Raw genomic sequence first — 24,616 nt, 5'->3', positions numbered from 1 at the left:
ACACGGTTGTGGGGTATTGTGATTGAGGTCGCCTAGGCGGGGACCTCTTCCATCGGCAGTTTCCGCGGGTACGGATCGCCACGCTTATACGACCCGGCTGCAGTGAATAGCACGTCGGTGGACGAGTTCAGCCCGGTTTCAGCAGAGTCCTGCAGCACGCCTATGATAAAGCCGATGCTGACCACCTGCATGGCCGTTGCGTTGTCGATGCTGAACAGGCTGGCCGCCATCGGGATCAGCAAAAGTGACCCGCCCGCTACGCCCGAGGCTCCGGTGGCGGCAATCGACGCGATGATGCTTAGGAACAACGCCGAAAGGAAGTCGACCTGTATGCCCATGGTGTGCACGGTCGCAAGCGTCATCACTGTGATGGTGATCGCGGCACCGGCCATGTTGATCGTGGCGCCGATGGGGATGGTGACTGAGTAAGTTTCTTCATCCAGGTTCATGCGGCGGCACAGTTCCATGTTGACCGGAATGTTGGCGGCCGAGCTGCGCATGAAGAACGCGGTGATCCCGGATTCCCGCAGGCAGGTAAAGACCAGCGGATAGGGGTTCTTGCGAATGCGCAGGAACACGATCAGCGGGTTCACGACCAGCGCCATGAATGCCATACAGCCGATCAGAACCAGCAACAGGTGACCATAGCTTGCGAGCGTTTCAAATCCGGTTTCCGCAATGGTCGAGGCCACGATGCCAAAGATGCCGATGGGGGCGACGCGGATGATGGCCGCCACGATCTTGGTGATCGCACCGTCCAGATCGGACATCAGCGTTTTGGTCGAGTCACTTGCGTGGCGGAAGACCAGCCCAAGTCCGACAGCCCAGGCGAGAATGCCGATATAGTTGGCCTGCGCCAGTGCATTCACCGGGTTGTCCACGATCTTCAGCAGGATGTTTTTCACCACTTCGGCCAGACCGTCCGGGGCGTCCATCAGTTCCGGTGTTCCCGTCAAGTGCAGCGTAACCGGGAACATATAGCTGGCCGCCACCGCAACCAATGCAGCCGCAAAGGTGCCGAGGATATACAGCAGAACCACGGGCCCCATACGGGCTTCGCTGTCCTTTTTATGGTTGGTGATTGCGGCGCAGACAAGGATCAGCACCAGCACGGGTGCGACGGCTTTCAGCGCGTCTACAAAGAAATCACCCAACAGACCAACAGCCGAACCAGCGGCAGGCCAGAGGGTGGCAAGAAGGGCACCGGCCACAAGGCCGATGATGATTTGAGTAACCAGGCTACCGCGTAGAATAAAATTCATCGGGACCATCCTGTTTGACTGGGGGCCTGCCGGGGTCTGATTACCCGCTCAGGCACGGTTAAGTTGCGAGATTGGGCGCTATATGGGAGCTTTGGATCCAATTTAAACATCTGGACTTAACAAATAAGTCCAGATGGGAAATTTAGCCTAGCGATCCGCCGTCTCGCACGGCCTCACTTTGGGGGTTTCCGTGGACACCCGTTTCAGGCTCCACGTGCAGGTCTGGACGGTCAGTCCGGGAAGGTTCGGCACTTGATCCGAAGCCCAGACGCTGGTGACCGAAAAGCTGAACGCCGTATCCGTGGCGGCGGGGAACAACCGGGCGAGCTCCTTTGAAGGAAAGGTGCCGCCACAGGATTCAAAATACCCGCTGACCAGTTTGCCATCAGGTGCCAGAGCAATCGAACCGGTGTAGAGCGAGTACTCGGCCCCAAGCTCTTGTTTGTCGGTGTATAGCAGGTCGATGGAAATGCGATCCCCGTCCTGAACAATTCCGGCACGCATCGGATCAGCCCAGCTTGACGGTACACCACCCGTGGTGCTGTCGCAGGCATACATACCCTCATACTGACCGGTTAGCGAAAAGCCATCCGCATTTGCCGGTGTAAGATATCCAGCCAACAGAAATACAATGGCCGCTTTTCCAAAAATACGTTTTGAGGTCACAATGGGGTCTCCTCTCCAATACGGACAGGGATTGCGCCGTCACAATATATCCGAGTGCTTCTCAATCACCTGGCCAAAATGATGCCGCCATAGGTCCACGCCCAGCTTACCGCTACGATCCAACGAAGACCCGACGACCGTATCTGCAATTATGGTCGGTTGCAGGCCCGCGTCAAATAAAGCGAAACCAGCGGCCAGAACGCAGGTATCAGCCTGAATGCCGCAGACCAAAACGCGGTCGACCTTCCAGTTGTGAAACTGGGTGATCACCTCGGTCGGAGGGCCGTAGCCGTATTTCAGAATGGTGCGGTCGGCCTGAACAAGGCTGTCATCGACCGAGCGGGGCTTCCAGCCAAGCTGTCGGAAAAAGGGTACCTTCGCCTCGTCATGGCGTTCGACCGTAGCGATGGAGGGGAAATGCGACGCCAGCAACTGGCTGCGCTCGACCAGCCAATCCGGCGGGTCAAAGCTGGGCTGGACATCGACAACCAGTACGGCCTGTTTCAATGCGTGCCTCCGACGTTAGTCACACCGCTTGTTGGACTTCGATGATATTGCCTTCGGAGTCGTGGAAGAAGAGTTGATGCCATTCTTTTGCGAAAGCGGTGCCATAGTCTGAATAGGGAATGCCATTATCGTCCAACAGCTTCTTGAACGCCTCGATGTCGTCGGTGCGAAAGGCGATATGGCCACGCTCGACCGGGTTGATCGTCTCACCATGTTTGAACGCGACTTCCAGGTTTCTTTCGGCCAGATGCATCTGCATCCCGCTGCGCCTCCCCATCTGAACTGGTCCACCGCTATGTTTAGGAAAGGGAGGATCAAGAATGGCAAACAAGATCAAGCCTGCGCAGATGAAGCCGGAAGAGATTGTCTCGAAGTTACGGCAGGTCGAGGTGCTGATGGGGCAAGGCATGCCCCGGCTGGATGCAATCAGACAGATTGGTGTTGTTGAACAGTCCTGCTACCGATGGCGCAAGCAATGAGCCTTTGAAGGCGCCATTGGTTTGATCCCAACGGCGAATGCGGAAGGGATGTAGATCAATTGAAGGAACTGAAGCGGCTTCAGAAGGAAAATGATCGGCTGAGGCGAGCTGTGTCAGACCTGACACTCGACAAGCTGATCTTGACGGAGGCTGCAAAGGGAAACTTCTGAGCCCCGCTCGCCGTTGCGCCTGCATCGAACATGTGCGTCGCCAGTTCAAAGTGTTGGAGCGCAGGGCCTGTCGCGTGCTGGGACAACATCGTTCCACACAGAGGCACATCCCGAGAGGCCGTGTCGATGAGGATCGGTTGGTTGCCGTCATGATCGAATTGGCCAGGCAGTATGGTCGATACGGCTATCGTCGGATTGCGGCCTTGCTCAGAGAGGCAGGTTGGTCGGTCAGAGATGGCCGTGTCGAACGACTATGGCGGAGAGAGGGGCTGAAGGTTCCCGCAAAAAACCGAAGAAGGGGCGGCTATACGCAGTTATCCAGGGGAAATACAGGGGACAACCGGACCCAAAGGCCTACGAAGGCCAATGAAACAAGGTTTTTCTTGATAAATTTTGGTGGAGCCTAGGGGAGTCGAACCCCTGACCTCTTGCATGCCATGCAAGCGCTCTCCCAACTGAGCTAAGGCCCCTTCCAGGTACTGCCGAAGCAGTGGACGGACGTTTATGAGACGGTGGCGTTGAGCGCAAGTCCAAAAATTGGAATTTGCCAAAAAGTTTCGTCCCGCGTCCGGGGTGGGCATGAGGCGGCGTGGGGCCGCCTCTGGCCGGTTTTAGTTTTCGTCTTCCGACGACATGTCGGTGATATCGTCGAGCGAAACGTTATCATTGTCGTCGTCATCATCGTCCAGCAGATCGTCGTCCAGATCGACATCGACATTGTCGTCATCATCCAGAACCAGATCCTCTTCCGAAGCGTCTTTGCGCGCTTTAGCCGAGGCGGCGTCTTCCGCATCCGCAGCGATCATCCGGCTTTTACCGGTCTCAAGCTCCACGATCTCGCCAGTGTAGGGGCTGATGATCGGGTCCTTGTTCAGGTCGTAAAACCGCTTGCCGGTTGTCGGGCAAACACGCTTTACGCCCCATTCTTCCTTGGGCATGTCAAATCCCCTTGATATCAGGTGAGTCGTAATAATGATTCAGGTCACGTGCCACATGCAGCAGGCACTGTCAAAGCCTTTGAGCAGGAGATACAGGCATATGGGAGATCACGCACTGCCCGGGAGGCCTCCGGTGCCGCTGACGTTGCGCAAATCGGCGCGGGCGCGGCGGATCAGCCTGCGGATTTCCCAGTTGGATGGGCGGGTTACGTTGACCTACCCGCAGGGCGTGCCCGAGTCTGAGGCGCTGAGTTTTGCCCACACAAAGGAAGAGTGGATTCGCCAGCATTTGCAGGACCGCCCCGATCCGGCCGTTGTTCAGTTCGGCCAGACCATCCCCATCGAAGGTGTGGAGCGGCGAATCGTACCGGCAAAGGGGCGCCGTGTTCTGCTACAAGGTGATGAGATCGCTGTGCCGACAGGCGCCGAGACGCGGCGGTTGGCTCGATTTCTAAAGGAATTGGCGCGGGATCGTCTGACTGGGGCCTGCGACGATTACGCGGCCATGCTGGGTCGGTCGTATTCCAGCCTGACCATCCGTGATACGCGGTCGCGCTGGGGGTCGTGCAGCTCGGCCGGCGGGCTGATGTTCTCATGGCGGCTGATCCTCGCACCGTCCGAGATCCTGCACTACGTCGCCGCGCATGAGGTGGCGCATCTTGTTGAAATGAACCACTCGCCAGCGTTCTGGGCGCAGGTCGAACGGGTTTTCGGAGATTACCGCGATCAGAGGCGTTGGCTGCGCGACAACGGGGCGCAGCTGCACCAATACAGATTTGATGCCGCAGTGAGTTGACCCTGCGCCCGTTTGTGATCACAAATTGGGAATGCTGACCACACGACCCTCAGACTCTCACAGCGCGACACATGACCGGGTGTATCGCGCATTACGCTCTCGGATCATGCATGGCGAGATGGCACCGGGGCAGGCGCTGACCCTGCGCGGGATCGGCAAGGAATTCGGTGTCTCGATGACCCCCGCGCGCGAGGCGGTGCGGCGGTTGGCGGCCGAAGGGGCGTTGTTTTTGTCCTCATCGGGCCGCGTTTCCACGCCCGAGCTGACCAATGATCGGATTGAGGAATTGGCCGCCCTGCGCGCATTGCTTGAGGTTGAGCTGGCCAGCCGCGCCCTGCCGCGGGCGCATATGGCGCTGATCGACCGGTTGCAGAGCATCAACATGAACGTGGCCGAGATGGTTACCAAGCGGGACGCCGTTGGCTATATCCGCACCAATCTGGAGTTCCACCGTACGCTCTATCTGCGGGCGCAGGCCCCGGCGATGCTGGCGATTGCGGAAACCGTCTGGCTGCAGCTTGGTCCCACTATGCGCGCGCTGTATGGGCGCTTGCGACGGACCGATCCGCCACATAACCACAAGCTGATCATCGCGGCGTTGCAGGCCGGGGACGAGCCCGGATTGCGGCTGGCGGTCCGTTCGGATGTGACCCAGGGTTTGCGGTTGCTGGTCAGCTAAGCGGCTTGTCGCCGAAGGCCTGAAATTGTCCCTGATCGGCTTTGTCGTTGTGGCTTGAAGGTCAGGTCTGGGTTACTCTGGCCCAAATCACAACAAGAGCAGATTTCAGCCATGATCAATCGACGGATATTTTCACTGGGCCTCGGGTCGGCCCTGCTGACCGCCTGTTCCACCGGCGCGCCCACCAACACGCCCGCCTCGCGGATGCGCCCGGTGCCCAATGCGGGATGGGACGCATGGGTTGCAGGCTTCAAGGGCCGGGCGGCGGCGCAGGGGATTTCGCAAACCACCCTCAATCTTGCCTTTCAGGGGGCAGGCTATCTGCCCGAGGTGATTGAACGCGACCGCAATCAGGTCGAATTCAAACGCTCGCTTGAGGATTATCTGGCCATCGCAGCCTCGGACGAGCGGATTGCAACCGGCAAGCAGATGCTGGTGCGCCACGCAGGCACTCTGTCGCAGATCGAGGCGAAATACGGCGTTGATAAAGAGGTTGTCGTGGCCGTCTGGGGCTTGGAAAGCCGATACGGTGCGCGGCGCGGGGATGTGCCGGTGATCTCGGCGGTGTCCACATTGGCCTATGACGGGCGGCGCGGCGCGTTCTTTGAAAAGCAATTGGTCGCGGCCCTGAAGATCATTCAGGAGGGCGACACAAGCCCCGCCAACATGACAGGTAGCTGGGCCGGGGCGATGGGGCATACGCAGTTCATTCCCACGTCCTATCTGGCCTATGCGGTGGACTTCACCGGTGACGGGCGGCGGGATATCTGGTCCGAAGACCCGACGGATTCGCTAGCCTCAACCGCCGCTTATCTGGCGCGTGCCGGTTGGGTGCGGGGGCAGCCCTGGGGGGGCGAGGCCGGTACGGTCTCGGGCACACCGGTCGCGGTGCTACAGCCGCAAAAGCCGGGGCCGCGTATTGCCGTGTTCCGAAATTTTCAGGTAATCAAACGCTATAATAACTCGGACAGTTACGCGATTGGGGTCGGCCATCTGTCTGACCGTATCGCGGGCGGCGCGCCGTTTCAGGCCTCGTTCGGGCCAGATGCGACGGGTTTGACGCTGGAGGATCGCAAAGAGCTTCAGCGTCGTCTGACCTCAGCAGGATATGACACGCAGGGCGCGGACGGGGTGATCGGCAAGAACACCGAATCTGCGATCAGCGGCTACCAACGTGCCAATGGGTTGGCCGTCACCGGCAAACCCTCGGTCGAGTTGTTGCGGCAGTTGGGCGGTTAGGCCGCCAACCCTTTCGAGCCGATATCGAGGAATTTCTGACGGCGGTCCTGAATCAGGGCCGCCGCATCCTTGCCGTCCAGCTCTTGCAGCATGGCGGCAATCGTCGCACGTACCGATTCAACGGTGGCTTCGCGATCCCGGTGGGCACCGCCCTTGGGCTCGGTGATGATCCGGTCGCAGACGCCCAGCTTGTACAGGTCCTGCGCAGTCAGGCGCAGCGCCTCGGCGGCCTCGCGCATCTTCTCTGCATCCTTCCATAGGATCGAGGCACAGCCCTCGGGCGAAATCACCGAATAAACCGAATGTTCCAGCATCGCCACACGGTTCGCTGTGGCAAAAGCCACAGCCCCGCCCGAACCGCCTTCGCCGATGATCACCGACACCAGCGGCACACCGATTTTCAGGCACATCTCGGTTGAGCGCGCGATGGCCTCGGATTGCCCGCGCTCTTCGGCACCCTTACCGGGATAGGCGCCTGCCGTGTCGATCAGCGTAATGACGGGCAGGCCAAACCGCCCGGCCATCTCCATCAGGCGCACAGCTTTGCGGTAGCCTTCGGGGCGGGCCATGCCAAAGTTGCGTTCGATCCGCGACTTGGTGTCCGAGCCCTTCTCGTGGCCGATCACCATCACCGGCTGGTCGTCGAATCGGGCCAGGCCGCCAATGACGGCCAGATCGTCGGCAAAGTTCCGGTCCCCGGCCAGCGGGGTGAATTCGGTAAACAGCGCCTCGACGTAATCCTTGCAATGGGGACGTTCCGGGTGACGCGCCACCTGGCATTTGCGCCAGGGGGTCAGATCATCATAAAGCTCTTCCAGCAGCTTGGCGGCCTTGGCGTCCAGCGCAGAAGCTTCTTCGGCCACGTCCATCTCTTCGTTGGCACGGGCCAGTGCGCGCAGCTCCTCGGCCTTGCCTTCGATCTCGGCCAGGGGTTTTTCGAAATCCAGATACTGGGTCATGACGCCTCTCAACGCGGAAGTTCCCTGCTATATGACCTGTGGTTGCGCGGGATGCAACTCAGCAAGATTTGTGGATGCAGGATATGCGACCACGGATGGGCAAAGAGAAGGAAAGGACGGCGATGCCAACCAGCTATGAAAACCGCATTCTGCGCGTGCTGGGCTATATTCACGACCACCCCGCTGGGGATCTGTCGCTGGATGCGCTGGCCGATATAGCAGCAATGTCCCGGTTTCACTGGCATAGGGTGTTTCGCGCCCTGACCGGTGAAACCTGTGCGCAGGCGGTGCGTCGTATCCGTCTGCATCGCGCGGCCATCGCGTTGGTTCAGTCCGACAAACCGGTGGCGCAGGTCGCGTCGGATGTTGGCTATCCCAATCTGAACTCTTTTGCGCGGGCCTTTTCCGAGGCCTACGGCAGCAGCCCTGCCGCATTTCGCAAGGCCGGGCAGTTTCTACCCGCCCATCCACATTTCAGAACCGGAGAATATCCCATGTATCCTGTAACCACCCGAACCGAACCCGCCCGCCGCGTTGTCGGCCTGCCGCACAAAGGTGCCTATGCCGAGATCGGCAAGAGCTTTGAGGCCTTCGGGGCCTTGTGCGAATCCCGGCAGCTATGGCCTCAGGTCGGGCCGGTGATCGGCATCTATCTCGACAGTCCTGATTCCGTACCCGTTGATGATCTGCGCAGTTATGCCGGGGGTGAATTCCGCGGTGACGGCACGCCCGAAGGAATGGAGGCCGTGCAAATCCCCGGCGGAAAGACAGCCGTTCTGACCTTCAAGGGCCCATATTCGGGGCTTGAGGCCGCCTATCACAGCCTGTTCGGCAATTGGCTGCCGGATTCGGGCGAGGAACCCGCGGATCAGCCGTGTTACGAAATCTACCTGAATGATCCCCGCGACACCGCACCCGAAGAGTTGCTGACGGAAATCTGCCTGCCGCTAAAATAGCTCAGTTCGGCCACAGGACCGGGTAAAGCGATGCAACCAGCAGCGCCGCCATGGTCCAGTTGAACGCCACCAACCGGCGCGGGTTCGTGAGGACCCGCGCCATTTGCTGTCCCAGCACTGTCCATGTGCTGACCGAGGGCAGGTTCACCGCGCCAAAGATCAGCGCCACGATCACGATGGCCTGCAACGTGTGATCTGGCGTGTAGGCCGTGGTGGCCGTCAGCGCCATGGCCCAGGCTTTTGGGTTGACCCACTGAAACGCGGCGGCCTGCAGGAAGGTCATGGGTTTACCCTCGGCGGCTTCGCCCTTGGTCGGGGCCGCATGTGCGATTTTCCACGCCAGATAAAGCAGGTATGCGACCGAGACGAGTTTCAGTACCGTGTAGCTGACCGGATAGCTGTCGAACAATTGCACCAGCCCGGCACCGACCAGCAGGACCATGAGTGTGAACCCCAACCCGATCCCCAGCATATGTGGGATGGTGCGTCGAAAGCCGAAATTGGCCCCCGACGCCATCAGCATCAGGTTGTTCGGCCCCGGTGTGATGGACGAGACAAAGGCAAAGGCGATCAGAGCCAAAAGGATGTCGTGGGTCATGGTGGCTATAATTGCTGCGTAGCGACCAAATGAAATTGCGTTTTTGTGCGTGATTGCGATAGTTTTGCAATCAATGACGAAGATTGATCACATAAGCCAACAGATATTGCGTGAGCTGTCCTACGATGGCCGCATCAGTAATCTTGAACTGGCGGATCGGGTTGGCCTGTCGCCCTCAGCCTGTCTACGCCGAGTGCAGGAGCTTGAGCGTACGGGGGTGATCTCGGGCTATCGCGCAGTTCTGAACCCGGCGGCGCTGGGCGTGGGGTTTGTTGCCTATATCGGTGTTGGTCTGGGCGAGCACACCAAGGCCGCACAGGAAGGGTTCGAACGCGCCCTTCAACGCGCGCCAGAGGTGGTGGAATGCCACAACATCACAGGCACGATTGAATACCTGCTGCGTGTGGAATGTGCTGATCTATCTGCATACAAGACCTTTCATACCGATGTTCTGGGAACTCTGCCGCATGTGACCTCGATCACGTCTTACGTGGTGATGGGGTCGCCGAAGGACATGCGGACCTGACGTGTGGTGCTCTATCAAGCACCTTGATGCCCAGCTATGTTAGTTGACTTCAAAACATGCTCATGGTTCGCTTCCGCAAACAGCATACTCACCAGGGGAGACTAACGTTGAAAACGCACTTATTGACGTATGCGATGGTGGTCACCGCAAGTTCGATTGGGGTTTCTGCAGCCGCTGCCGAACTGACTGCTCCGCTACCGATCGTAAAGCCGGGATTGAAAGTCACATATGCTGAAGCTCCTAAGAAGATTAAGAGCTTGGAGCAAGCCAGAGAATTGATCGATACGATTGGCCAACCGGCAGATCCGGTCCCTGCGTTTGACTTTCGTGATACCAACGATGGCGATCTTGTTATGACTTCGTCGCAACCTTACAACGTTGCAGCGGAATTAGTGGGTTTAATAAGGATCGATGAACCCGGATCGTATCAGTTTGAAGTCTATTCCAACGATGGTGCTGAAACAAAACTGGGCGGCCAGACAATCGGGTTTTTTGACGGCGTGCAAGGCTGCGAAGGCAATGGCGTGACCAAAGTCGAAATACCGGAAGCGGGCTGGTATGAGCTCACCACCTTGTACTTTCAAAAAGGTGGAACCTCCTGCCTGATGATGAAATGGGGCAAGGACGGTCAGGACCTTGAATGGGTCCCCAACGACATTTTTGGTCACCGGTAGACATTTCAGGGCACCCTTGCGGTGCCCTGATCCGGTTTGTGTTAACCGTTTGCGGCGATCAGTTCAGCCTGAGCCACGATCACTTCGGCCTGTTTGATCGAAGCGATATCGACCAGACGCCCTTTGTAAACGGTAGCACCTTCGCCATTGGCCTTGGCCTGTTCCATCGCGGCGAGGATTTCACGCGCTTCGGAAACAGCCTCGTCCGACGGGGTAAAGACCTGATTGGCGAGTGCGATCTGTTTCGGGTGGATCGCCCATTTGCCGACCATACCCAGCGTGGCCGAGCGTTTGGCCTGCGCGATAAAGCCCTCGTCGTCAGAGAAATCGCCGAAGGGACCGTCCACTGGTAGTACGCCATGGGTGCGGCAGGCGGCGACGATGGCGGCCTGTGCCCAGTGCCACGGATCGGACCAGTGCTTTTCGCCTTCACGCAGCATGTAGTAGTTTTCCTGCGTACCGCCGATGCCGGTGGTTTGCATCCCCATTGAGGCTGCAAAGTCTGCTGCCCCCAGGCTCATCGCCTGCATTCGGGGGGATGAGGCCGCGATCTCTTCGACATGGGCGATACCGGCGGCGGATTCGATGATGACCTCAAAGCTGACCGGTTTGGTGCGGCCCTTGGCGCGTTCGATGGCGGTGACCAGAGCGTCCACCGCGTAGACATCCGCCGCGCAGCCGACCTTGGGGATCATGATCTGGTCCAGACGGTCGCCGGCCTGTTCCATCAGGTCGACCACGTCACGATACCAATAGGGCGTGTCCAGCCCGTTGATCCGCACCGACATGTACTTGTTGCCCCAATCAACGGTGTTCAGCGCCTCGATCACGTTGGCGCGCGCGACGTCCTTGTCCGACGGCGCGACCGAGTCTTCGAGGTCGAGGTTGATCACATCCGCAGCCGACGCGGCCATTTTCGGGAACAGCTTTGTGTTCGATCCCGGCCCGAACAGCTGACAACGGTTGGGGCGCGCGGGGGCGGCGGGTTGAATGCGAAAGCTCATCTGGACCTCGTGCAAGAAAGGAAATTACGATTTTCTTGCCGTATGAGGTATTAAATTGCGCAAGGCTTCGCAAGCGCCTTTGTGCAGTTGCCGCAATGCAAGTGCAGCATCTGCCGTGGGTTGGGGGCTGCGTGGTGATTAAGGATTAATCACTGTGAAAACTTGGGAGATTTTTGCGCTTTCCTTACACTTGGCGCAAGAATTTCCCTCTGGAGCAACTGAACCCGAAGGAAAACGCGAAACACTCGTAAGACACGTCCCTTAGCCTGCGCCAGAATCAAAGGAGTTACCGCAATGATCGAGACACCGTACCTGCTGTTTTTGGGCGATGCGCCCGACCAATTGGCGGCCAAAGTGGCAGTTGGCATCAAGGATTGGCGTCCCGAAAACGCCGTGGGCCAATACCGGATGGACGGCTGCAAGGCTGATCTGGGTCTGACCGATATGACTCTGACCGAAGCGAAAGAAGCCGGAGCCAAAACACTGGTTATCGGCGTGGCCAACCGCGGTGGTGTGATCAGCCAGGAATGGAAAAAGGTTCTGGTCATGGCGCTGGAGGAAGGCTTTGATCTTGCCTCGGGTCTGCACAACCTGCTGCGTGACGAACCGGATCTGGTTGCCGTTGCCGAGGCGACCGGACAGAAACTGCACGACGTGCGCGTGCCCGAAGTTGATTACCCGATCGCCAATGGCATCAAGCGCAAGGGCAAGCGGTGTCTTGCCGTGGGCACGGATTGCTCGGTCGGGAAGATGTACACGGCGCTGGCGATGGACGCCGAAATGCGCGAGCGCGGCATGAAATCCACCTTCCGCGCCACGGGTCAGACCGGCATTCTGATCACCGGTGACGGCGTGCCGCTGGACGCGGTGATTGCCGACTTCATGGCCGGTTCGGTCGAATGGCTGACACCCGACAATGACGACGACCACTGGGACCTGATCGAAGGGCAGGGATCGCTATTCCATGTGTCTTATTCGGGCGTAACCATGGCTCTGGTCCACGGTGGCCAGCCTGACGCGCTGATCCTGTGTCACGAACCGACGCGCGAGCATATGCGTGGCCTGCCGACTTATCAGCTGCCGACGCTCGAAACCCTGCGTGACACCGCGCTGGCACTGGCCAAAGTGGGCAACCCGGATTGCCAGGTTGTTGGCGTTTCGGTCAACACGCAGCACATGTCCGAGGAGGACGCATCTGCCTATCTGGCCAAGATCGAAGCCGACATGGGCCTGCCCGCGACCGATCCGTTCCGCTTTGGCTCGGGCAAGTTGGTGGACGCGCTGGCCGCGATGTGATCTGAACAACGCGCCGGAGGCGGGCTTTTTGCCTCCGGCGGGAGTATTTGGAAAAAGATGAAGGAGCGTTTGCGTGCAGGTAGAGGTCTCTCGTGATGTGTTTCGGCTGGCGCAGGTGTTCACCATTTCGCGCGGGTCGCGGACCGAGGCAAAGGTGTTGACGGTTCGGCTTTCAGACGGAACCCATCAGGGTTGGGGCGAATGCGTTCCTTATGCGCGCTATGACGAAACGCTCGAGTCGGTTGAGGCCGAGATTGCGGGTCTGCCCGCAGAATTTACGCGCCAGTCGCTTATGGACCTGCTGCCGGCTGGTGCTGCCCGGAACGCCGTCGATTGCGCCCTGTGGGATCTGGAATGCAAGCGCGCCGGAAAACGGGCGTGGGACTTGGCCGGACTGCCAGTACCGGGGCCGGAGATAACTGCGTATACTCTGTCACTGGATACGCCGGAAAAGATGCAGGCGCAGGCGGCTGCAAATGCGCATCGTCCTTTGTTGAAGATCAAGCTGGGTACGCCCGACGACATGCCCCGGTTGGAGGCTGTTCGCGCAGGTGCGCCTGCCTCCAAGATCATTGTCGACGCAAATGAGGGCTGGTCGGCCGAAGTTTATGCCGATCTGGCACCGCATCTGGTGCGGTTGGGCGTTGAACTGGTTGAACAGCCTCTGCCGGCTGGAGAGGACAATGCTCTGATCGGGATGGAGCGCCCGGTGCCTGTTTGTTCCGACGAATCCTGCCATGACCGCACCAGCCTGCCCGGATTGAAGGGCAAGTACGATGTTGTGAACATCAAGCTGGATAAAACAGGTGGTCTGACCGAGGCGTTGGCCTTGCGTGAAGCTGCGCTGGCCGAAGGCTACAAAGTCATGGTTGGGTGTATGGTCGGTAGTTCTCTGGCCATGGCGCCCGCGACACTGTTGGCGCAGGGCGCGATGGTAACGGACCTTGACGGCCCGCTTCTGTTGGCCGAAGACCGCACCAACCCGCTGATTTTTGATGATGCCGGAGTGCACCCGCCCGTGGCGGACCTCTGGGGCTGAGGAGACAACATATGACCCGCACCGTTTACGTAAATGGCGAATACCTGCCCGAGACCGAGGCCAAGGTGTCCATCTTTGACCGTGGTTTCCTGTTCGCAGACGCCGTTTACGAAGTCACCAGCGTTCTGGACGGCAAGCTGATCGATTTCGAAGGCCACGCGGTGCGCCTCAAGCGGTCGCTGGACGAATTGGAGATAGATGAGCCCTGCACCAAAGAAGAGCTGCTGGAGATTCACCGCAAGCTGGTGGAGCTGAACGGCATCGAAGAGGGTCTGATTTATCTGCAGGTCAGCCGTGGCTCAGACGGCGACCGGGATTTCGTGTTCCCGTCTGCGGACACCAAACCTAGCCTCGTGTTGTTCACCCAGAACAAGCCGGGTCTGGCCGACAGCCCCGCGGCCAAGAAGGGCGCCAAGGTCATCTCGATCGAGGATATCCGTTGGGGCCGTCGCGACATCAAAACCGTGCAGCTGCTTTACCCGTCGATGGGTAAGATGATGGCCAAGAAAGCGGGCTGCGACGATGCGTGGTTGGTCGAGGATGGCTATGTCACCGAGGGCACCAGCAACAACGCCTATTTCGTGAAGAACGGCAAGATCGTCACCCGCCCGCTGTCCAACGACATTCTGCACGGTATCACCCGCAAGGCCGTACTGCGTATGGCGGCTGAGGCGCAGATGGAAGTTGAAGAGCGTCTGTTCACCATCGACGAGGCGAAAGAGGCGGATGAGGCGTTCACCACCTCGGCCAGCGCCTTTGTCATGCCGGTGGTTGAGATTGACGGGGTGACACTGGGCGACGGCACACCGGGCCCGATCGCCAAACGCCTGCGTGAGATCTATCTGGACGAAAGCCGCAAGGCCGCGATCTAAAGCAAAGGCCCGCCAAACCGGCGGGCCTTTTTCGTTCCGGGCGTCAGCCCTTTTTCGTCACGTTTTCTTCGAAGGCGACCTTGAAGGCGGCCTGTTTCTCGGGGCTAGCCTCGGTCTGGTAGTTGGCCTTCCACTCATCCATGGTCATGCCATAGAAAATCTCACGGGCTTCGTCCTTGCCCATTTCGATGCCCTTTTCGTTGGCCGCTTCCTGATACCAACGCGACAGGCAGTTGCGGCAGAACCCGGCCAGATTCATCATGTCGATGTTCTGAACGTCGGTGCGATCTTCCATCAGGTGCTTTTGCAACCGGCGGAACGCGGCGGCCTGAAGTTCGATTTCGGTTTGCTTGTCCATGGTCTGGCTCCGGATGAATGTCTTGTGTACTGAGCCTGACCTAACAATCCCGTGGCTATGTTACAACAATCAGGAAGGGCCCGAAGACCCTTCGCAGCTTTAGATGTAGGTGCTAAGCCAGTTTAAGTGCCAACCAAGGCATCAGGCAGAACACGATCGTCAGGATCTTGTAGTTGGCAAGATACCTGAAATAGGCCCTTTTCACCTCGGTGCGTTCCATTTGGAACATCTTGCCGTGAACCCCTGCAATCCAGTCCTGTAGGGCAACTATCATCAGCGTGGTAAGCGCCAATAGGGCAATGTTCAGAACCGTCATCCAGCCGAAGACGGTCGTCAGGAATTCCTGAGTCATAGTCGTCTCCTTTCCCCTGATATATGGGGTTCCGCGAGAAGGCCCACAATATCGCGAAGGCCGGAATCGGCCTCAGATGACCCTACGTTACAATCCGCTGTCGTCCAGTGCGTCCTGCAGAATTTGAGCTAGTCGTTCGGCCCAATGACGTTGTCCGGCGTGATCGGCAATAAGGTCATTTCGCAGTTCGATCAGGGCGTTAGGCCGTCCGAAACTGGTGCAGTGTTTATCGATCGCATCCCCGGGAAGAACGCCGGTATAGGGCTCGTTTACCCCAACGCACATGTCGCCCTCTGCCTCTAGCCGGTTGATCAACGGGCGTGAGAAACGCTCATCCTGTGTATGCAGCACGCCCACATGCCATGGGCGCGGTTCGCGCCCCCGCAATTGGCGGGTAAAGGAATGCATCGACACGATCACCGCATGAGGCAGCGCTGCCATTTGCGCGAGTGACTCGTGATAGGGGCGGTAACACATGTTCAGACGCCGTTCGCGTTCGGACGCGTTGGCATGGCGGTTTCCGGGAATGATCGAGCCGTCATAAAGCTTCATCAGCAGGGTTGGATCGTCCTCGCCTCGGTTCGGATCAATCACCAGGCGCGAGAAATTGGCGGCGATCACCGGCGCATTCAGGATTTCGCCCAGATGCTTGGACACCTCATACGCGCCAACGTCATAGGCGATGTGACGCTCCATATCCTCGCGCGGCAGGCCGAGGTCTCCGCCGTTGATTTCGGGCGGCACCGTGTTGGTTGCGTGGTCGCATGTGATCAGCCAGCGCGACGGGCGATCAGCGCCGTGGATAAAAAACGGAGAATACGTCATAAGCCTGTCATCTAGTTTGTCGCAGGTGTAGGGCAGTTGCTTTGAAAAGGGAATTGCGCAATAAGCGGCCTTGAGCAATGTTTGCGGTAACATTTGTGCGAAACCAAGAGATGACGTTAGGAGAGCACCATCAATGCGACGCCTGAGAAATGTAAAAATCGTGGCGACGCTGGGACCGGCGTCCAATGACTACGACATGATCCGCGCACTGCACGAGGCAGGTGCAGATGTGTTCCGTCTAAACATGAGTCACGGCAGCCATGACGAGATCCGCGAGCGGCACCGGATCATCCGGCAGGTGGAAAAGGATTTGGACAGTCCGATTGCCATTCTGGCGGACCTCCAAGGCCCGAAATTGCGCGTCGGCGTCTTTGCGAATGATGCAGAAGAGTTGGAAGAGGGCGCGGCTTTCCGGCTGGATCTGGATCCTGCACCCGGCGACGCGGGCCGGGTTTGCCTTCCGCATCCTGAGATTTTTGCGGCGCTGGAGCCGGGCGCGCGTCTGTTGGTCAATGATGGCAAGATTCGCCTGATCGTTCAGGATTGCGGTCAGGACTTCGCCGCCTGCACCGTCGAAGTCGGCGGCACCATCTCGAACCGTAAGGGCGTGAACGTGCCGGATGTCGTGCTGCCGCTGGCCGCGCTGTCGGCCAAAGACCGCGACGATCTGGAATTTGTCTGTCAGCTGGGTGTGGACTGGCTGGCGCTGAGCTTTGTTCAGCGCGCCAAGGACGTGTTCGAGGCCCGCGCGCTGGCCGATGGCCGGGCCTCGATCCTGTCCAAGATCGAAAAGCCCGCAGCGGTTGAAGCGTTTGACGATATTCTCGATGCCTCGGACGGGATCATGGTGGCGCGGGGTGATCTTGGGGTCGAACTGCCGGTGTCCGCCGTGCCGCCGATCCAGAAACGTCTGGTGCGGAAATGCCGGGGTGCGGCCAAGCCGGTGATCGTGGCGACTCAGATGCTGGAGAGTATGATCGAAAGCCCGATGCCCACACGCGCCGAGGTCTCGGACGTGGCGACCGCCATTTATGAAGGCACCGATGCCATCATGCTGAGTGCGGAATCCGCAGCAGGCTCGTACCCGATCGAGGCTGTTCAGACGATGAACAAAGTCGCCATCGAGGTCGAGGCTGATCCGACCTATACGCAGATTATTTCGGCCTCCCGCACTGCCAAAGGCACTACGATTGCAGATGGGATCGTGGCCGCCGCGCGTGAGATCGCGGAAAAGACCGATATCAAGGCCATCTGCTGCTTCACCCAAAGCGGCACCACGGCCCTGCTGACGGCGCGAGAACGCCCCGGAGTGCCGATCATCGCGATGACACCAGCCACCGGCACCGCGCGGCGTCTGTGTCTGAGCTGGGGCTGCCACTGTGTGATGACGCCCGAGCTTGAGCGGTTCAAGGGCGCCGTGGTCAACGCCGCCCGTGCGGCCCGGGCCGGTGGGTTTGCCTCGGAATCCGATCAGATCGTTGTGACCGCAGGTGTGCCGTTCAACGTGCCCGGAACCACAAATATCCTGCGTATTGCTCCCTGCGATGAGCGTCTGATCTACAACACCGATCCGGGCTGACACTTGCCTTTCAAGCCCGTTGCCACCAAGCGGCACGGGGTTTTTGCCTATTTTTTAGGCATAAAAAGTTATTTATTATCAACAAAAAGCCGGACTCTGGGTTGAGTCTGGCAATTTCCCCTCTGTTTTTCAGTGTTTTTCCCGGATACTGGTTTGCGTGGGCAGTCTACTCAGAAAGTTCCAGGTTCCGGCTGCCCAGCCGGGGGCACGGGCCCCGGTACAATCAAAAAATAACGGAGGAACGTCATGACAACGAAAATTGTCATTGGACTGGACGGGACTGAAACCGGGGAACGTGCGATCGCCTTTGCCAAGGATTTGGCCGGGCGGATCGGATCGTGTGAATTGCTAGTGGTTTACGTGATCGAATGGTCCCCTTTCACTTTCCAGACACCTGAAGAAAACGCTTTGCGGCACAAACGGCGCGAGGAAGAGGTCGCACTGGCCACGACCCGGGTCGTCACCCCAACTGTGGACGCGTTGAACGCGGCCGGTTTCACGGCGCAAGGCATTGTCCGCCATGGCGACGTGGCCGAAACGCTGAATGCGATCACGGTTGAAAACGGCGGCACCCAGATCATCGTCGGGCGCGCCTCGGCGGACGGATTCAAGAAACGCCTGTTCGGCAGCTCGACCCAGAATCTGGTCATGCACGCCGACGTGCCGGTCACCGTCGTGAACTGAGGAGAGTGATGAGTATGAATACGCTTCAAAAACTGAGCCTTGGTGCAACTGCAGCTCTGTTCGCCAACCCCGCATTCGCGCAAGACGCACCGGGTCTGGACGACAAAATCAATCAGGCCTTTGCCGATTTCACCGGACCTTTTGTCAGCTTTATCTTCGCCCCGTTTCCGGGCACAGGCTTTCCGTGGATCGTGGGATGGCTGGTAGTCGCGGCAACGGTGTTTTCGCTGTATTTCGCCTTTGTACAGTTCCGCTTTTTCGGACACGCTGTCAGCCTTGTCAAAGGTGACTATTCCGATCCCAACGATGCGGGTGAGGTCAGCCACTTTCAGGCCCTTGCCACAGCGCTTTCAGGCACGGTCGGTCTGGGAAATATCGCCGGTGTGGCGGTGGCCGTCGGTATCGGCGGGCCGGGTGCCACGTTTTGGATGATCATGGCGGGTCTGCTGGGCATGGCCTCGAAATTCACCGAATGTACGCTGGGCGTGAAATACCGCAACGAATACGAGGACGGCACCGTTTCCGGTGGTCCGATGTATTACATGTCCAAAGGGTTCAGCGAATTGGGATTGCCGGGCGGTAAGATTCTGGCCGTTCTGTTCTCGATCTTCTGTATTCTTGGCGCGCTGGGCGGGGGCAATATGTTCCAGGCCAACCAGGCGCACCAGCAGATCGCGGGCATCACCGGAGATTATCCCGGCTGGATCACAGGTCTGGTCTTCGCGGGTATCGTGTTTGCGGTGATCGTGGGCGGCCTGAAGTCCATCGCACGCGTGACCGAGAAGGTCGTGCCCTTTATGGGCGTCATGTATGTGCTGGCCGCACTGGTCATCATCATCATGCATGCGGACCAGATTGGTTGGGCCTTTGGCCAGATCTTCGCAGGTGCCTTTACCGGTCTTGGCGTTGCTGGCGGTATGGTTGGCGCGCTGATCCAGGGTTTCCGTCGTGCGGCGTTCTCGAACGAAGCGGGCGTTGGTTCTGCGGCGATTGCGCACTCGGCCGTGCGGACCAGTGAGCCGATCACCGAAGGGTTCGTGTCGCTGCTTGAACCGTTCATCGATACAGTTGTGATCTGTACCATGACGGCATTGGTGATCATCATCACCCAGCAGCTGATCATCGACCCGCAAACCGGTCTCTACATGCTGACCGAAGACGGTAGTGGCATTGCAACTGTTGACGGCAACTCGGGCGTCAGCTTGACTTCGGCGGCCTTTGCCAGCGCCTTTGGCTGGTTCCCCTATGTTCTGGCTATCGCTGTGGTGCTGTTTGCCTTCTCGACCATGATCAGCTGGTCCTACTACGGCCTTAAGGCTTGGACCTACCTGTTCGGCGAGGGCCACACCAAGGAACTGGTCTTCAAGATCATTTTCTGCGTCTTTGTGGTAATCGGTGCGGCGGCCAACCTTGGCCCGGTCATCGACTTCTCGGATGCGGCAATCTTTGCGATGGCGGTTGTGAACGTCTTTGCGCTCTACTTCCTGATGAAAGTGGTGCGGGAAGAGCTAGCCAGCTATTCAGCGCGTCTGAAAAGCGGCGAAATTCGCAAATTCGAGCACTAAATCCTTTTACCGGGGCGGCCAATGTCGCCCCGGTGCCTGACCAGCCTGCGAAAAGCGCAGATTCTGGTCCAAACCCCCTTGCCAGTATGACCTTTCTTGCGTAAACGGCGCTTCTGATCGCGTGACCGGCCGAGATGGCATGCCGAGTCGCGTTTAGTACCGAACCCTGAAAGGAGACGGAAATGCCTAAGATGAAGACCAAGTCGAGCGCCAAAAAGCGCTTTAAGGTGACTGCGACCGGTAAGGTCCTTGCTGGCCAGGCCGGCAAACGGCACGGCATGATCAAGCGGACCAAAAAGTTCATCCGCGACGCCCGTGGCAACACCACCCTGTCCGCCCCCGACGCCAAGATCGTCAAGGGCTACATGCCCTACGACCGCTAAGAGGAGATTAAGAGATGTCCCGCGTTAAAGGTGGAACCGTAACTCACGCCCGTCACAAGAAGGTCATCAAGGCCGCCAAAGGTTACTATGGCCGCCGTAAGAGCACCTTCAAGGTTGCCCGTCAGGCCGTCGACAAGGCCAACCAGTATGCAACCCGCGACCGTAAGAACCGCAAGCGCAACTTCCGCGCGCTGTGGATTCAGCGTATCAACGCTGCAGTCCGTTCGCATGACGAGGCTCTGACATATTCCCGCTTCATCAACGGCCTGAACCTGGCCGGTATCGAAGTGGACCGCAAAGTTCTGGCCGACCTGGCCGTGCACGAACCGGAAGCGTTCGGCGCGATCGTCGCCAAAGCTCAGGCCGCTCTGGCTGCCTGATTCTCTGAAAAGAGACAGTGAATGAGAGGCCGTCCCGTTGGGGCGGCCTTTTTCATTGCGGCAGATGGAGCCGGATCAATTTCGGGTTCAATCGCCCGGATAGGGAAAGTCCCGCCCAAGCATTTCACTGGCCTGTTCGTAGATTGGGCGCAAAGCATCATCCACGTCCCATTTTCCGCCCTCAATAAAATCAGAAAATCCCACTGATTCCACGGGAATACCTTGGTTTTGGGCGAAGGTTTCCCGATCATTCTCGCCTGGTGGGATCGGAGGTTCTGAGAGCGGAGGCGACCAGGTATGCTCTTCGGTAACGGCCATGCGTACACGGATATCGTCTTTGGTGACGTTCCAGACCATAAAGTCTTCGGCCAAGCTCAGCGGGCCGTCATAGGTTGTACGAATGCGCTCCTCAACACCTCCGGCGGTGTCGAAATCGTTGAAGAAATGATAAGCGACCGCAATCCGTGGCTTGATTTCAGACATCACTTTACCGAACGCTTCAGGCGCTGTGTGTATTTGCGTTCCAACTTGCAGAGCAGATTCCGGTGTGAACCCCAGTTTTCCTACAATATCAGGAACCGCGATAAAGCACTCGTGGATCGCAATATCAGCGTCCTTGGCATATTCAATGAACCATTTGTTCGGATAAGTGTCAGAGCTGTAAACAAATTTAAGCCCGTTCCATTCCAACGAGAAGCTGACTGCTCCATCAATCCCATGGATTGCTGGAAAGCTCCTAACGACAACGCCATTCTCGTCATAGATGACCTCGTTTTCACCTTTGTAGTCGAATTCGGTGACGTCCATCTGGTAGCCGCGCGGGTCAGTTGCACCGACACGCGCACTGAGGTCCCACAACAACATGTCTTTCATACTATCAGTAGCCGCTTTGGTACCAAGTTCGGGAACTGACCCACTGGGTCCCCAAACGCGCAACGGTCTGTTTCGGCCCATCAAGGCACCACCGATAAACAACTCATGCAAGGCGCCGAAATGATCGGTGTGCAAATGGCCGACAAAGACTTTGTCCAGATAATTGTATGGTATTTGCAGAGATGAAATCCGCTCAGACGATCCGGATCCGATGTCGAAAAAGAACTTATCTCCATTTCCAAGTTCAACAAGAAAGCAAGCAGCGGCTTGAGCCGCACGTGTAGTTGGCATACCCGTGCCGCATGCAACAACACGCATCTCATCTGGCGCCAGGTCTTCAGTGTTAGGATAGTAAGCGTCGCGCGGGCGATCGCGAACTGCGGTGGGTGAGATTTCAGGCTCCGCGTCCTGCGCCACCGCCATCCCAGGACTTAATAAGGCAATTGCGCTTTGGAGAATGGTTTCAGAAGAAGTATCGCTTTGCTCTATCCATTTCCCGACAACAACACCGATCCCAATCAAAGTTACGACTGCTGTGGTTGTGGCTAGCCTTTTCATCTTCTCTCCCCCCAAATGTCAGCTTTTCGAAAAAACCGTTACCTGTTTTCATCGACTCCCATTCGATAATCTTTAGTTTTGAATGTAACACACTTTGCCCGGAACTCCGAATAGCCGACGGGGGATTCCACGCGCGCAGGTCAAAACCTCCACACCTGCTTAAATAGCCAAAAGCGCAGGCGTTTCTGTCGCAGAGGGGTCTTTTATAGAAGCTTTAAGCCTGAAAATGGACGGACTTACTTCTGATCATCCTTTTTTACAAGTTGCGCTGCAAAGGCTACGCCAGTGCCTGGGCCGGCATATGTGACCATGATCACGTCATCCAGATAGACGCCGTTGAAAATGCCCGCTGACACATCTTCCCCTGAAATGCCCGCCTCGGCCAGGACAAAGCGGGTGGGGTCGTCCAGGCTGAACGTGCCCATCGCCTCTTCGACGATCCAATCGGTGTCTCCGATCCGGCGCCAGCGGTTTGTAGCGGTGATCAGGTTGCCGTCGAGCTTGCTGATCTCCAGCTCCATTTCGGTCTTCAACAGACCTTTCTCGTGGTTCGGGTTCGATTTGGCGAACCCCACCAGATAGGTGCCGTGCCATGTTCCCACGATCTGAGGGAAGCCGCTGCCCTCTTCGGCGTTGGCAGTGGCCGCGATAGAAAGCACAAGAACCGTCACCATGCTGCGGAGGAAATTGAATGCCATGATGTTATCTCCTGAATAGAATGGTCACAGGCTACCCGAGTTCAGAAATTTGGCAAACACAGCGTGAAAACGAAAAAACCGGCGCATTAGGCGCCGGTTTTCTTAGATATTGTGCAGCATTTTAGCCGAATACGCGACCCAGCGCGCCATCGACCGCATCGGTGATCTGGTCGATATCATCCGCCGTAGCGATCAGCGCGGGCGAGAAGCACAACGTGTTGTTGCGACCGGGGACCGAGCGGTTGGTGACGCCGATGATCACGCCCTGCGCCATGCAGTCGGCCACAACCGCCTGCGCCAGCTTTTCTTCGACCGGATCTTTGCTGCCGCGATCTGCAACCAGTTCGGCACCCAGGAACAGGCCCTTGCCGCGCACGTCGCCGATCACTTTGTGCTTTTCCATCAGCGCCTGCAGGTTGGCCGTCATGCGATCGCCCATGGCCGAGCAGTTGCCCAGCAGGTTTTCGTCCTCGATGATGCGCATGTTCTCGATCGCTGCAGCCGGACCGGCGGTACAGCCGCCAAAGGTCGAGATGTCGCGGAAATAGTTCAGCGGGTCAGCCGCATCGTCCTTGAACATCTCAAAGACTTCCTCAGTGGTCACCATGCAGGCAATCGCTGCATAGCCTGAGGCGACGCCCTTGGCCATGGTCACGAAATCCGGCTTGATGCCGTATTGCTGATAGCCGAACCAAGAGCCGGTACGGCCAACGCCGCAGACGACCTCGTCGATATGCAACAGGATGTCGTATTTCTTGCAGATCTCCTGCACGCGCTGCCAGTAGCCTTCGGGTGCTTCGATCACGCCGCCACCCGCGGTCACCGGCTCCAGGCACAGTGCGCCAACGGTGTCGGGACCTTCACGCAGGATGACCTCTTCGATCTGATCTGCGGCCCATTCGCCAAAGTTCTCGACAGGTGCGCCGTCCAACTCGTGCTTGCGGTACTCCATGCAATGCGGCACGCGCACGAAGTCGGGCGCGAAGGGGCCGTATTGCGCGTTGCGCTCATCCTGACCGCCTGCGGACATCGCCGCCAGCGTCGAGCCGTGATAGTCGCGGTCGCGATACAGGATTTTGGTCTTCTTGCCGCCGTACTTCTTGTGGGCGATCTGGCGAACCATTTTGAACGCCTTCTCGTTCGCCTCACTCCCTGAGTTGGTGTAGTAAACGCGGCTCATGCCCGGCATCTTCTCGATCAGCTTTTCGGCGAAGATCGCACCAGGGATCGAGCCGGCGGAGTTGGCGAAATAGCACAGCTTCATCAGTTGGTCGTACACGGCCTTACAGATCGATTCGCGGCCATAACCCACGTTGACGGTCCACACACCGCCCGAAACTGCATCCAGATGCTCTTTGCCGTTCTGGTCCCAGACGCGCATTCCCTTGCCTTCGACAATGATGCGGGGATCATTGGTTTCAAAGGGCTTATGCTGGATCAGGTGGTGCCAGATGTGGGCGCGGTCTGCCTGGACCACGCGGGAAAGATCGTTTTCATTGAACGTGCCGTCCATGACATGTCCTTTCAGAAGTATTGGGTGTGCAAGTTGCGGGAACGCTGCCGCCCCGGCTTGAAATTTAGATGGCCCAGATCACCGCGAATGGCCATCTGTAGATAGGGCCAGATTGTATTATCCCGTATCGCCAGTCCATGGCTTCGGCGTATTTTTATGGGTTTGTCAGGCGCGACACTTTGTGATCA

General features: G+C 58.2%; 28 protein-coding genes, 1 tRNA gene and 1 pseudogene. 15 read left to right on the top strand and 15 right to left on the bottom strand.

Features of this window, described 5'->3' with window-relative positions:
• Positions 1–32 precede the first annotated feature (32 nt).
• From sstT to GOW98_RS16120, 4 genes are all read right to left on the bottom strand, one after another.
• Entirely contained in the window at positions 33–1,262 is a 1,230-nt protein-coding gene (sstT, locus tag GOW98_RS16135; protein WP_170333899.1) for a serine/threonine transporter SstT, read from the bottom strand.
• A gap of 147 nt (positions 1,263–1,409) precedes the next feature.
• Positions 1,410–1,928 carry a hypothetical protein gene (locus GOW98_RS16130; protein ID WP_170333897.1) on the bottom strand — a complete coding sequence of 173 codons (519 nt, stop codon included), beginning with the start codon at positions 1,926–1,928 and terminating at the stop codon, positions 1,410–1,412.
• 39 nt (positions 1,929–1,967) lie between these two features.
• Positions 1,968–2,435 (bottom strand): isochorismatase family protein, encoded by a 468-nt coding sequence (locus tag GOW98_RS16125; protein ID WP_170333895.1) that lies wholly within the window; start codon positions 2,433–2,435, stop codon positions 1,968–1,970.
• Between the two features lie 19 nt (positions 2,436–2,454).
• Entirely contained in the window at positions 2,455–2,712 is a 258-nt protein-coding gene (locus GOW98_RS16120; protein ID WP_254438039.1) for a hypothetical protein, read from the bottom strand.
• Positions 2,713–2,755: 43 nt separating this feature from the next.
• Here GOW98_RS16120 and GOW98_RS16115 point away from each other — a divergent pair.
• A pseudogene (locus GOW98_RS16115) lies at positions 2,756–3,386 on the top strand (IS3 family transposase); the annotation flags it as partial.
• A gap of 92 nt (positions 3,387–3,478) precedes the next feature.
• Here GOW98_RS16115 and GOW98_RS16110 read toward each other — a convergent pair.
• A tRNA-Ala gene (locus tag GOW98_RS16110) sits at positions 3,479–3,554 on the bottom strand.
• 141 nt (positions 3,555–3,695) lie between these two features.
• Entirely contained in the window at positions 3,696–4,022 is a 327-nt protein-coding gene (locus tag GOW98_RS16105; RefSeq protein ID WP_170333893.1) for a TIGR02300 family protein, read from the bottom strand.
• Positions 4,023–4,122: 100 nt separating this feature from the next.
• Here GOW98_RS16105 and GOW98_RS16100 point away from each other — a divergent pair, with 100 nt between their 5' ends.
• The 3 genes from GOW98_RS16100 to GOW98_RS16090 all read left to right on the top strand — a co-directional run bounded on the left by GOW98_RS16100 (position 4,123) and on the right by GOW98_RS16090 (position 6,736).
• Positions 4,123–4,818 carry a M48 family metallopeptidase gene (locus GOW98_RS16100; RefSeq protein WP_254438038.1) on the top strand — a complete coding sequence of 232 codons (696 nt, stop codon included), beginning with the start codon at positions 4,123–4,125 and terminating at the stop codon, positions 4,816–4,818.
• Positions 4,819–4,849: 31 nt separating this feature from the next.
• Complete coding sequence (locus GOW98_RS16095; protein WP_170333889.1) at positions 4,850–5,497, top strand: GntR family transcriptional regulator; 648 nt, start codon at positions 4,850–4,852, stop codon at positions 5,495–5,497.
• 111 nt (positions 5,498–5,608) lie between these two features.
• Positions 5,609–6,736 carry a lytic murein transglycosylase gene (locus GOW98_RS16090; RefSeq protein ID WP_170333887.1) on the top strand — a complete coding sequence of 376 codons (1,128 nt, stop codon included), beginning with the start codon at positions 5,609–5,611 and terminating at the stop codon, positions 6,734–6,736.
• Here the strand turns inward: GOW98_RS16090 and GOW98_RS16085 are convergent.
• A complete protein-coding gene (locus tag GOW98_RS16085) occupies positions 6,733–7,695 on the bottom strand; it encodes an acetyl-CoA carboxylase carboxyltransferase subunit alpha (protein WP_170333885.1) in 963 nt (320 codons plus the stop codon). The two genes, GOW98_RS16090 and GOW98_RS16085, sit on opposite strands and share 4 nt — an antisense overlap.
• A 122-nt stretch (positions 7,696–7,817) precedes the next feature.
• On the opposite strand from GOW98_RS16085, the gene GOW98_RS16080 reads away from it, so the two are divergent.
• A complete protein-coding gene (locus GOW98_RS16080; protein WP_170334129.1) occupies positions 7,818–8,651 on the top strand; it encodes an AraC family transcriptional regulator in 834 nt (277 codons plus the stop codon).
• Position 8,652: 1 nt separating this feature from the next.
• Here GOW98_RS16080 and GOW98_RS16075 read toward each other — a convergent pair whose 3' ends face one another.
• On the bottom strand, positions 8,653–9,249 hold the full coding sequence (locus GOW98_RS16075; RefSeq protein ID WP_170333884.1) for a LysE family translocator: 597 nt from the start codon (positions 9,247–9,249) through the stop codon (positions 8,653–8,655).
• Between the two features lie 73 nt (positions 9,250–9,322).
• Here GOW98_RS16075 and GOW98_RS16070 point away from each other — a divergent pair, with 73 nt between their 5' ends.
• Both GOW98_RS16070 and GOW98_RS16065 read left to right on the top strand, forming a co-directional pair.
• Positions 9,323–9,775: an Lrp/AsnC family transcriptional regulator gene (locus GOW98_RS16070; RefSeq protein WP_170333882.1), complete on the top strand. Its 453-nt coding sequence runs from the start codon at positions 9,323–9,325 to the stop codon at positions 9,773–9,775.
• A gap of 107 nt (positions 9,776–9,882) precedes the next feature.
• The gene (locus tag GOW98_RS16065) at positions 9,883–10,449 is read left to right on the top strand and encodes a PA14 domain-containing protein (protein WP_254438037.1); all 567 of its coding nucleotides are present in this window, start codon (positions 9,883–9,885) and stop codon (positions 10,447–10,449) included.
• 41 nt (positions 10,450–10,490) lie between these two features.
• Here GOW98_RS16065 and GOW98_RS16060 read toward each other — a convergent pair whose 3' ends face one another.
• A complete protein-coding gene (locus GOW98_RS16060; protein ID WP_170333878.1) occupies positions 10,491–11,453 on the bottom strand; it encodes an L-malyl-CoA/beta-methylmalyl-CoA lyase in 963 nt (320 codons plus the stop codon).
• A gap of 294 nt (positions 11,454–11,747) precedes the next feature.
• Between GOW98_RS16060 and dgcN the strand changes: the two genes are divergently transcribed.
• The 3 genes from dgcN to GOW98_RS16045 all read left to right on the top strand — a co-directional run bounded on the left by dgcN (position 11,748) and on the right by GOW98_RS16045 (position 14,660).
• The gene (gene dgcN / locus GOW98_RS16055) at positions 11,748–12,749 is read left to right on the top strand and encodes an N-acetyltransferase DgcN (RefSeq protein ID WP_170333876.1); all 1,002 of its coding nucleotides are present in this window, start codon (positions 11,748–11,750) and stop codon (positions 12,747–12,749) included.
• A 73-nt stretch (positions 12,750–12,822) separates the two neighbouring features.
• Positions 12,823–13,788 carry an N-acetyl-D-Glu racemase DgcA gene (gene dgcA, locus GOW98_RS16050; RefSeq protein ID WP_170333874.1) on the top strand — a complete coding sequence of 322 codons (966 nt, stop codon included), beginning with the start codon at positions 12,823–12,825 and terminating at the stop codon, positions 13,786–13,788.
• Positions 13,789–13,799: 11 nt separating this feature from the next.
• The gene (locus GOW98_RS16045) at positions 13,800–14,660 is read left to right on the top strand and encodes a D-amino-acid transaminase (protein ID WP_170333872.1); all 861 of its coding nucleotides are present in this window, start codon (positions 13,800–13,802) and stop codon (positions 14,658–14,660) included.
• Between the two features lie 43 nt (positions 14,661–14,703).
• On the opposite strand, the gene GOW98_RS16040 is transcribed toward GOW98_RS16045, so the two are convergent.
• From GOW98_RS16040 to GOW98_RS16030, 3 genes are all read right to left on the bottom strand, one after another.
• Positions 14,704–15,018: a DUF1244 domain-containing protein gene (locus GOW98_RS16040; RefSeq protein ID WP_170333871.1), complete on the bottom strand. Its 315-nt coding sequence runs from the start codon at positions 15,016–15,018 to the stop codon at positions 14,704–14,706.
• A 112-nt stretch (positions 15,019–15,130) separates the two neighbouring features.
• Complete coding sequence (locus GOW98_RS16035) at positions 15,131–15,370, bottom strand: DUF6868 family protein (RefSeq protein ID WP_170333869.1); 240 nt, start codon at positions 15,368–15,370, stop codon at positions 15,131–15,133.
• 87 nt (positions 15,371–15,457) lie between these two features.
• The gene (locus tag GOW98_RS16030) at positions 15,458–16,195 is read right to left on the bottom strand and encodes an N-formylglutamate amidohydrolase (protein WP_170333867.1); all 738 of its coding nucleotides are present in this window, start codon (positions 16,193–16,195) and stop codon (positions 15,458–15,460) included.
• Positions 16,196–16,328: 133 nt separating this feature from the next.
• On the opposite strand from GOW98_RS16030, the gene pyk reads away from it, so the two are divergent.
• The 5 genes from pyk (at position 16,329) to rplT (ending at position 20,786) form a co-directional block, all read left to right on the top strand.
• Positions 16,329–17,774, top strand: coding sequence for a pyruvate kinase (pyk, locus tag GOW98_RS16025; RefSeq protein ID WP_170333864.1), 1,446 nt, complete (start codon positions 16,329–16,331; stop codon positions 17,772–17,774).
• A 246-nt stretch (positions 17,775–18,020) separates the two neighbouring features.
• Entirely contained in the window at positions 18,021–18,458 is a 438-nt protein-coding gene (locus tag GOW98_RS16020; RefSeq protein WP_170333862.1) for a universal stress protein, read from the top strand.
• Positions 18,459–18,472: 14 nt separating this feature from the next.
• Entirely contained in the window at positions 18,473–20,023 is a 1,551-nt protein-coding gene (locus tag GOW98_RS16015) for an alanine/glycine:cation symporter family protein (RefSeq protein ID WP_170333860.1), read from the top strand.
• Between the two features lie 182 nt (positions 20,024–20,205).
• Entirely contained in the window at positions 20,206–20,406 is a 201-nt protein-coding gene (gene rpmI / locus GOW98_RS16010; RefSeq protein ID WP_010443552.1) for a 50S ribosomal protein L35, read from the top strand.
• A gap of 14 nt (positions 20,407–20,420) precedes the next feature.
• Positions 20,421–20,786 (top strand): 50S ribosomal protein L20, encoded by a 366-nt coding sequence (gene rplT, locus GOW98_RS16005; RefSeq protein ID WP_008756009.1) that lies wholly within the window; start codon positions 20,421–20,423, stop codon positions 20,784–20,786.
• Between the two features lie 87 nt (positions 20,787–20,873).
• Here the strand turns inward: rplT and gntH are convergent, their stop codons facing one another.
• The 3 genes from gntH to GOW98_RS15990 all read right to left on the bottom strand — a co-directional run bounded on the left by gntH (position 20,874) and on the right by GOW98_RS15990 (position 24,428).
• Positions 20,874–22,217 carry a guanitoxin biosynthesis MBL fold metallo-hydrolase GntH gene (gene gntH, locus GOW98_RS16000; protein ID WP_170333858.1) on the bottom strand — a complete coding sequence of 448 codons (1,344 nt, stop codon included), beginning with the start codon at positions 22,215–22,217 and terminating at the stop codon, positions 20,874–20,876.
• A gap of 236 nt (positions 22,218–22,453) precedes the next feature.
• Complete coding sequence (locus GOW98_RS15995) at positions 22,454–22,915, bottom strand: hypothetical protein (protein ID WP_170333857.1); 462 nt, start codon at positions 22,913–22,915, stop codon at positions 22,454–22,456.
• A gap of 121 nt (positions 22,916–23,036) precedes the next feature.
• The gene (locus GOW98_RS15990; protein WP_170333856.1) at positions 23,037–24,428 is read right to left on the bottom strand and encodes an aminotransferase family protein; all 1,392 of its coding nucleotides are present in this window, start codon (positions 24,426–24,428) and stop codon (positions 23,037–23,039) included.
• Positions 24,429–24,616: the final 188 nt, after the last annotated feature.

Origin of the sequence: Ruegeria arenilitoris (genome assembly GCF_013032445.1) — a bacterium.
GTDB classification, from domain to species: domain Bacteria; phylum Pseudomonadota; class Alphaproteobacteria; order Rhodobacterales; family Rhodobacteraceae; genus Ruegeria; species Ruegeria arenilitoris_F.
This window is presented reverse-complemented; position numbering and strand designations above follow the sequence as displayed.

Excerpts from the sequence above, each read along its gene's own strand:
- sstT (WP_170333899.1), bottom strand. The coding sequence starts at position 1,262 with ATGAATTTTATTCTACGCGGTAGCCTGGTTACTCAAATCATCATCGGC.
- GOW98_RS16120 (WP_254438039.1), bottom strand. The coding sequence starts at position 2,712 with ATGGGGAGGCGCAGCGGGATGCAGATGCATCTGGCCGAAAGAAACCTG.
- GOW98_RS16105 (WP_170333893.1), bottom strand. The coding sequence starts at position 4,022 with ATGCCCAAGGAAGAATGGGGCGTAAAGCGTGTTTGCCCGACAACCGGC.
- GOW98_RS16100 (WP_254438038.1), top strand. The coding sequence starts at position 4,123 with ATGGGAGATCACGCACTGCCCGGGAGGCCTCCGGTGCCGCTGACGTTG.
- GOW98_RS16095 (WP_170333889.1), top strand. The coding sequence starts at position 4,850 with ATGCTGACCACACGACCCTCAGACTCTCACAGCGCGACACATGACCGG.
- GOW98_RS16090 (WP_170333887.1), top strand. The coding sequence starts at position 5,609 with ATGATCAATCGACGGATATTTTCACTGGGCCTCGGGTCGGCCCTGCTG.
- GOW98_RS16085 (WP_170333885.1), bottom strand. The coding sequence starts at position 7,695 with ATGACCCAGTATCTGGATTTCGAAAAACCCCTGGCCGAGATCGAAGGC.
- GOW98_RS16080 (WP_170334129.1), top strand. The coding sequence starts at position 7,818 with ATGCCAACCAGCTATGAAAACCGCATTCTGCGCGTGCTGGGCTATATT.
- GOW98_RS16075 (WP_170333884.1), bottom strand. The coding sequence starts at position 9,249 with ATGACCCACGACATCCTTTTGGCTCTGATCGCCTTTGCCTTTGTCTCG.
- GOW98_RS16070 (WP_170333882.1), top strand. The coding sequence starts at position 9,323 with ATGACGAAGATTGATCACATAAGCCAACAGATATTGCGTGAGCTGTCC.
- GOW98_RS16060 (WP_170333878.1), bottom strand. The coding sequence starts at position 11,453 with ATGAGCTTTCGCATTCAACCCGCCGCCCCCGCGCGCCCCAACCGTTGT.
- dgcN (WP_170333876.1), top strand. The coding sequence starts at position 11,748 with ATGATCGAGACACCGTACCTGCTGTTTTTGGGCGATGCGCCCGACCAA.
- GOW98_RS16045 (WP_170333872.1), top strand. The coding sequence starts at position 13,800 with ATGACCCGCACCGTTTACGTAAATGGCGAATACCTGCCCGAGACCGAG.
- GOW98_RS16040 (WP_170333871.1), bottom strand. The coding sequence starts at position 15,018 with ATGGACAAGCAAACCGAAATCGAACTTCAGGCCGCCGCGTTCCGCCGG.
- GOW98_RS16035 (WP_170333869.1), bottom strand. The coding sequence starts at position 15,370 with ATGACTCAGGAATTCCTGACGACCGTCTTCGGCTGGATGACGGTTCTG.
- GOW98_RS16030 (WP_170333867.1), bottom strand. The coding sequence starts at position 16,195 with ATGACGTATTCTCCGTTTTTTATCCACGGCGCTGATCGCCCGTCGCGC.
- pyk (WP_170333864.1), top strand. The coding sequence starts at position 16,329 with ATGCGACGCCTGAGAAATGTAAAAATCGTGGCGACGCTGGGACCGGCG.
- GOW98_RS16020 (WP_170333862.1), top strand. The coding sequence starts at position 18,021 with ATGACAACGAAAATTGTCATTGGACTGGACGGGACTGAAACCGGGGAA.
- GOW98_RS16015 (WP_170333860.1), top strand. The coding sequence starts at position 18,473 with ATGAATACGCTTCAAAAACTGAGCCTTGGTGCAACTGCAGCTCTGTTC.
- rpmI (WP_010443552.1), top strand. The coding sequence starts at position 20,206 with ATGCCTAAGATGAAGACCAAGTCGAGCGCCAAAAAGCGCTTTAAGGTG.
- rplT (WP_008756009.1), top strand. The coding sequence starts at position 20,421 with ATGTCCCGCGTTAAAGGTGGAACCGTAACTCACGCCCGTCACAAGAAG.
- gntH (WP_170333858.1), bottom strand. The coding sequence starts at position 22,217 with ATGAAAAGGCTAGCCACAACCACAGCAGTCGTAACTTTGATTGGGATC.
- GOW98_RS15995 (WP_170333857.1), bottom strand. The coding sequence starts at position 22,915 with ATGGCATTCAATTTCCTCCGCAGCATGGTGACGGTTCTTGTGCTTTCT.
- GOW98_RS15990 (WP_170333856.1), bottom strand. The coding sequence starts at position 24,428 with ATGGACGGCACGTTCAATGAAAACGATCTTTCCCGCGTGGTCCAGGCA.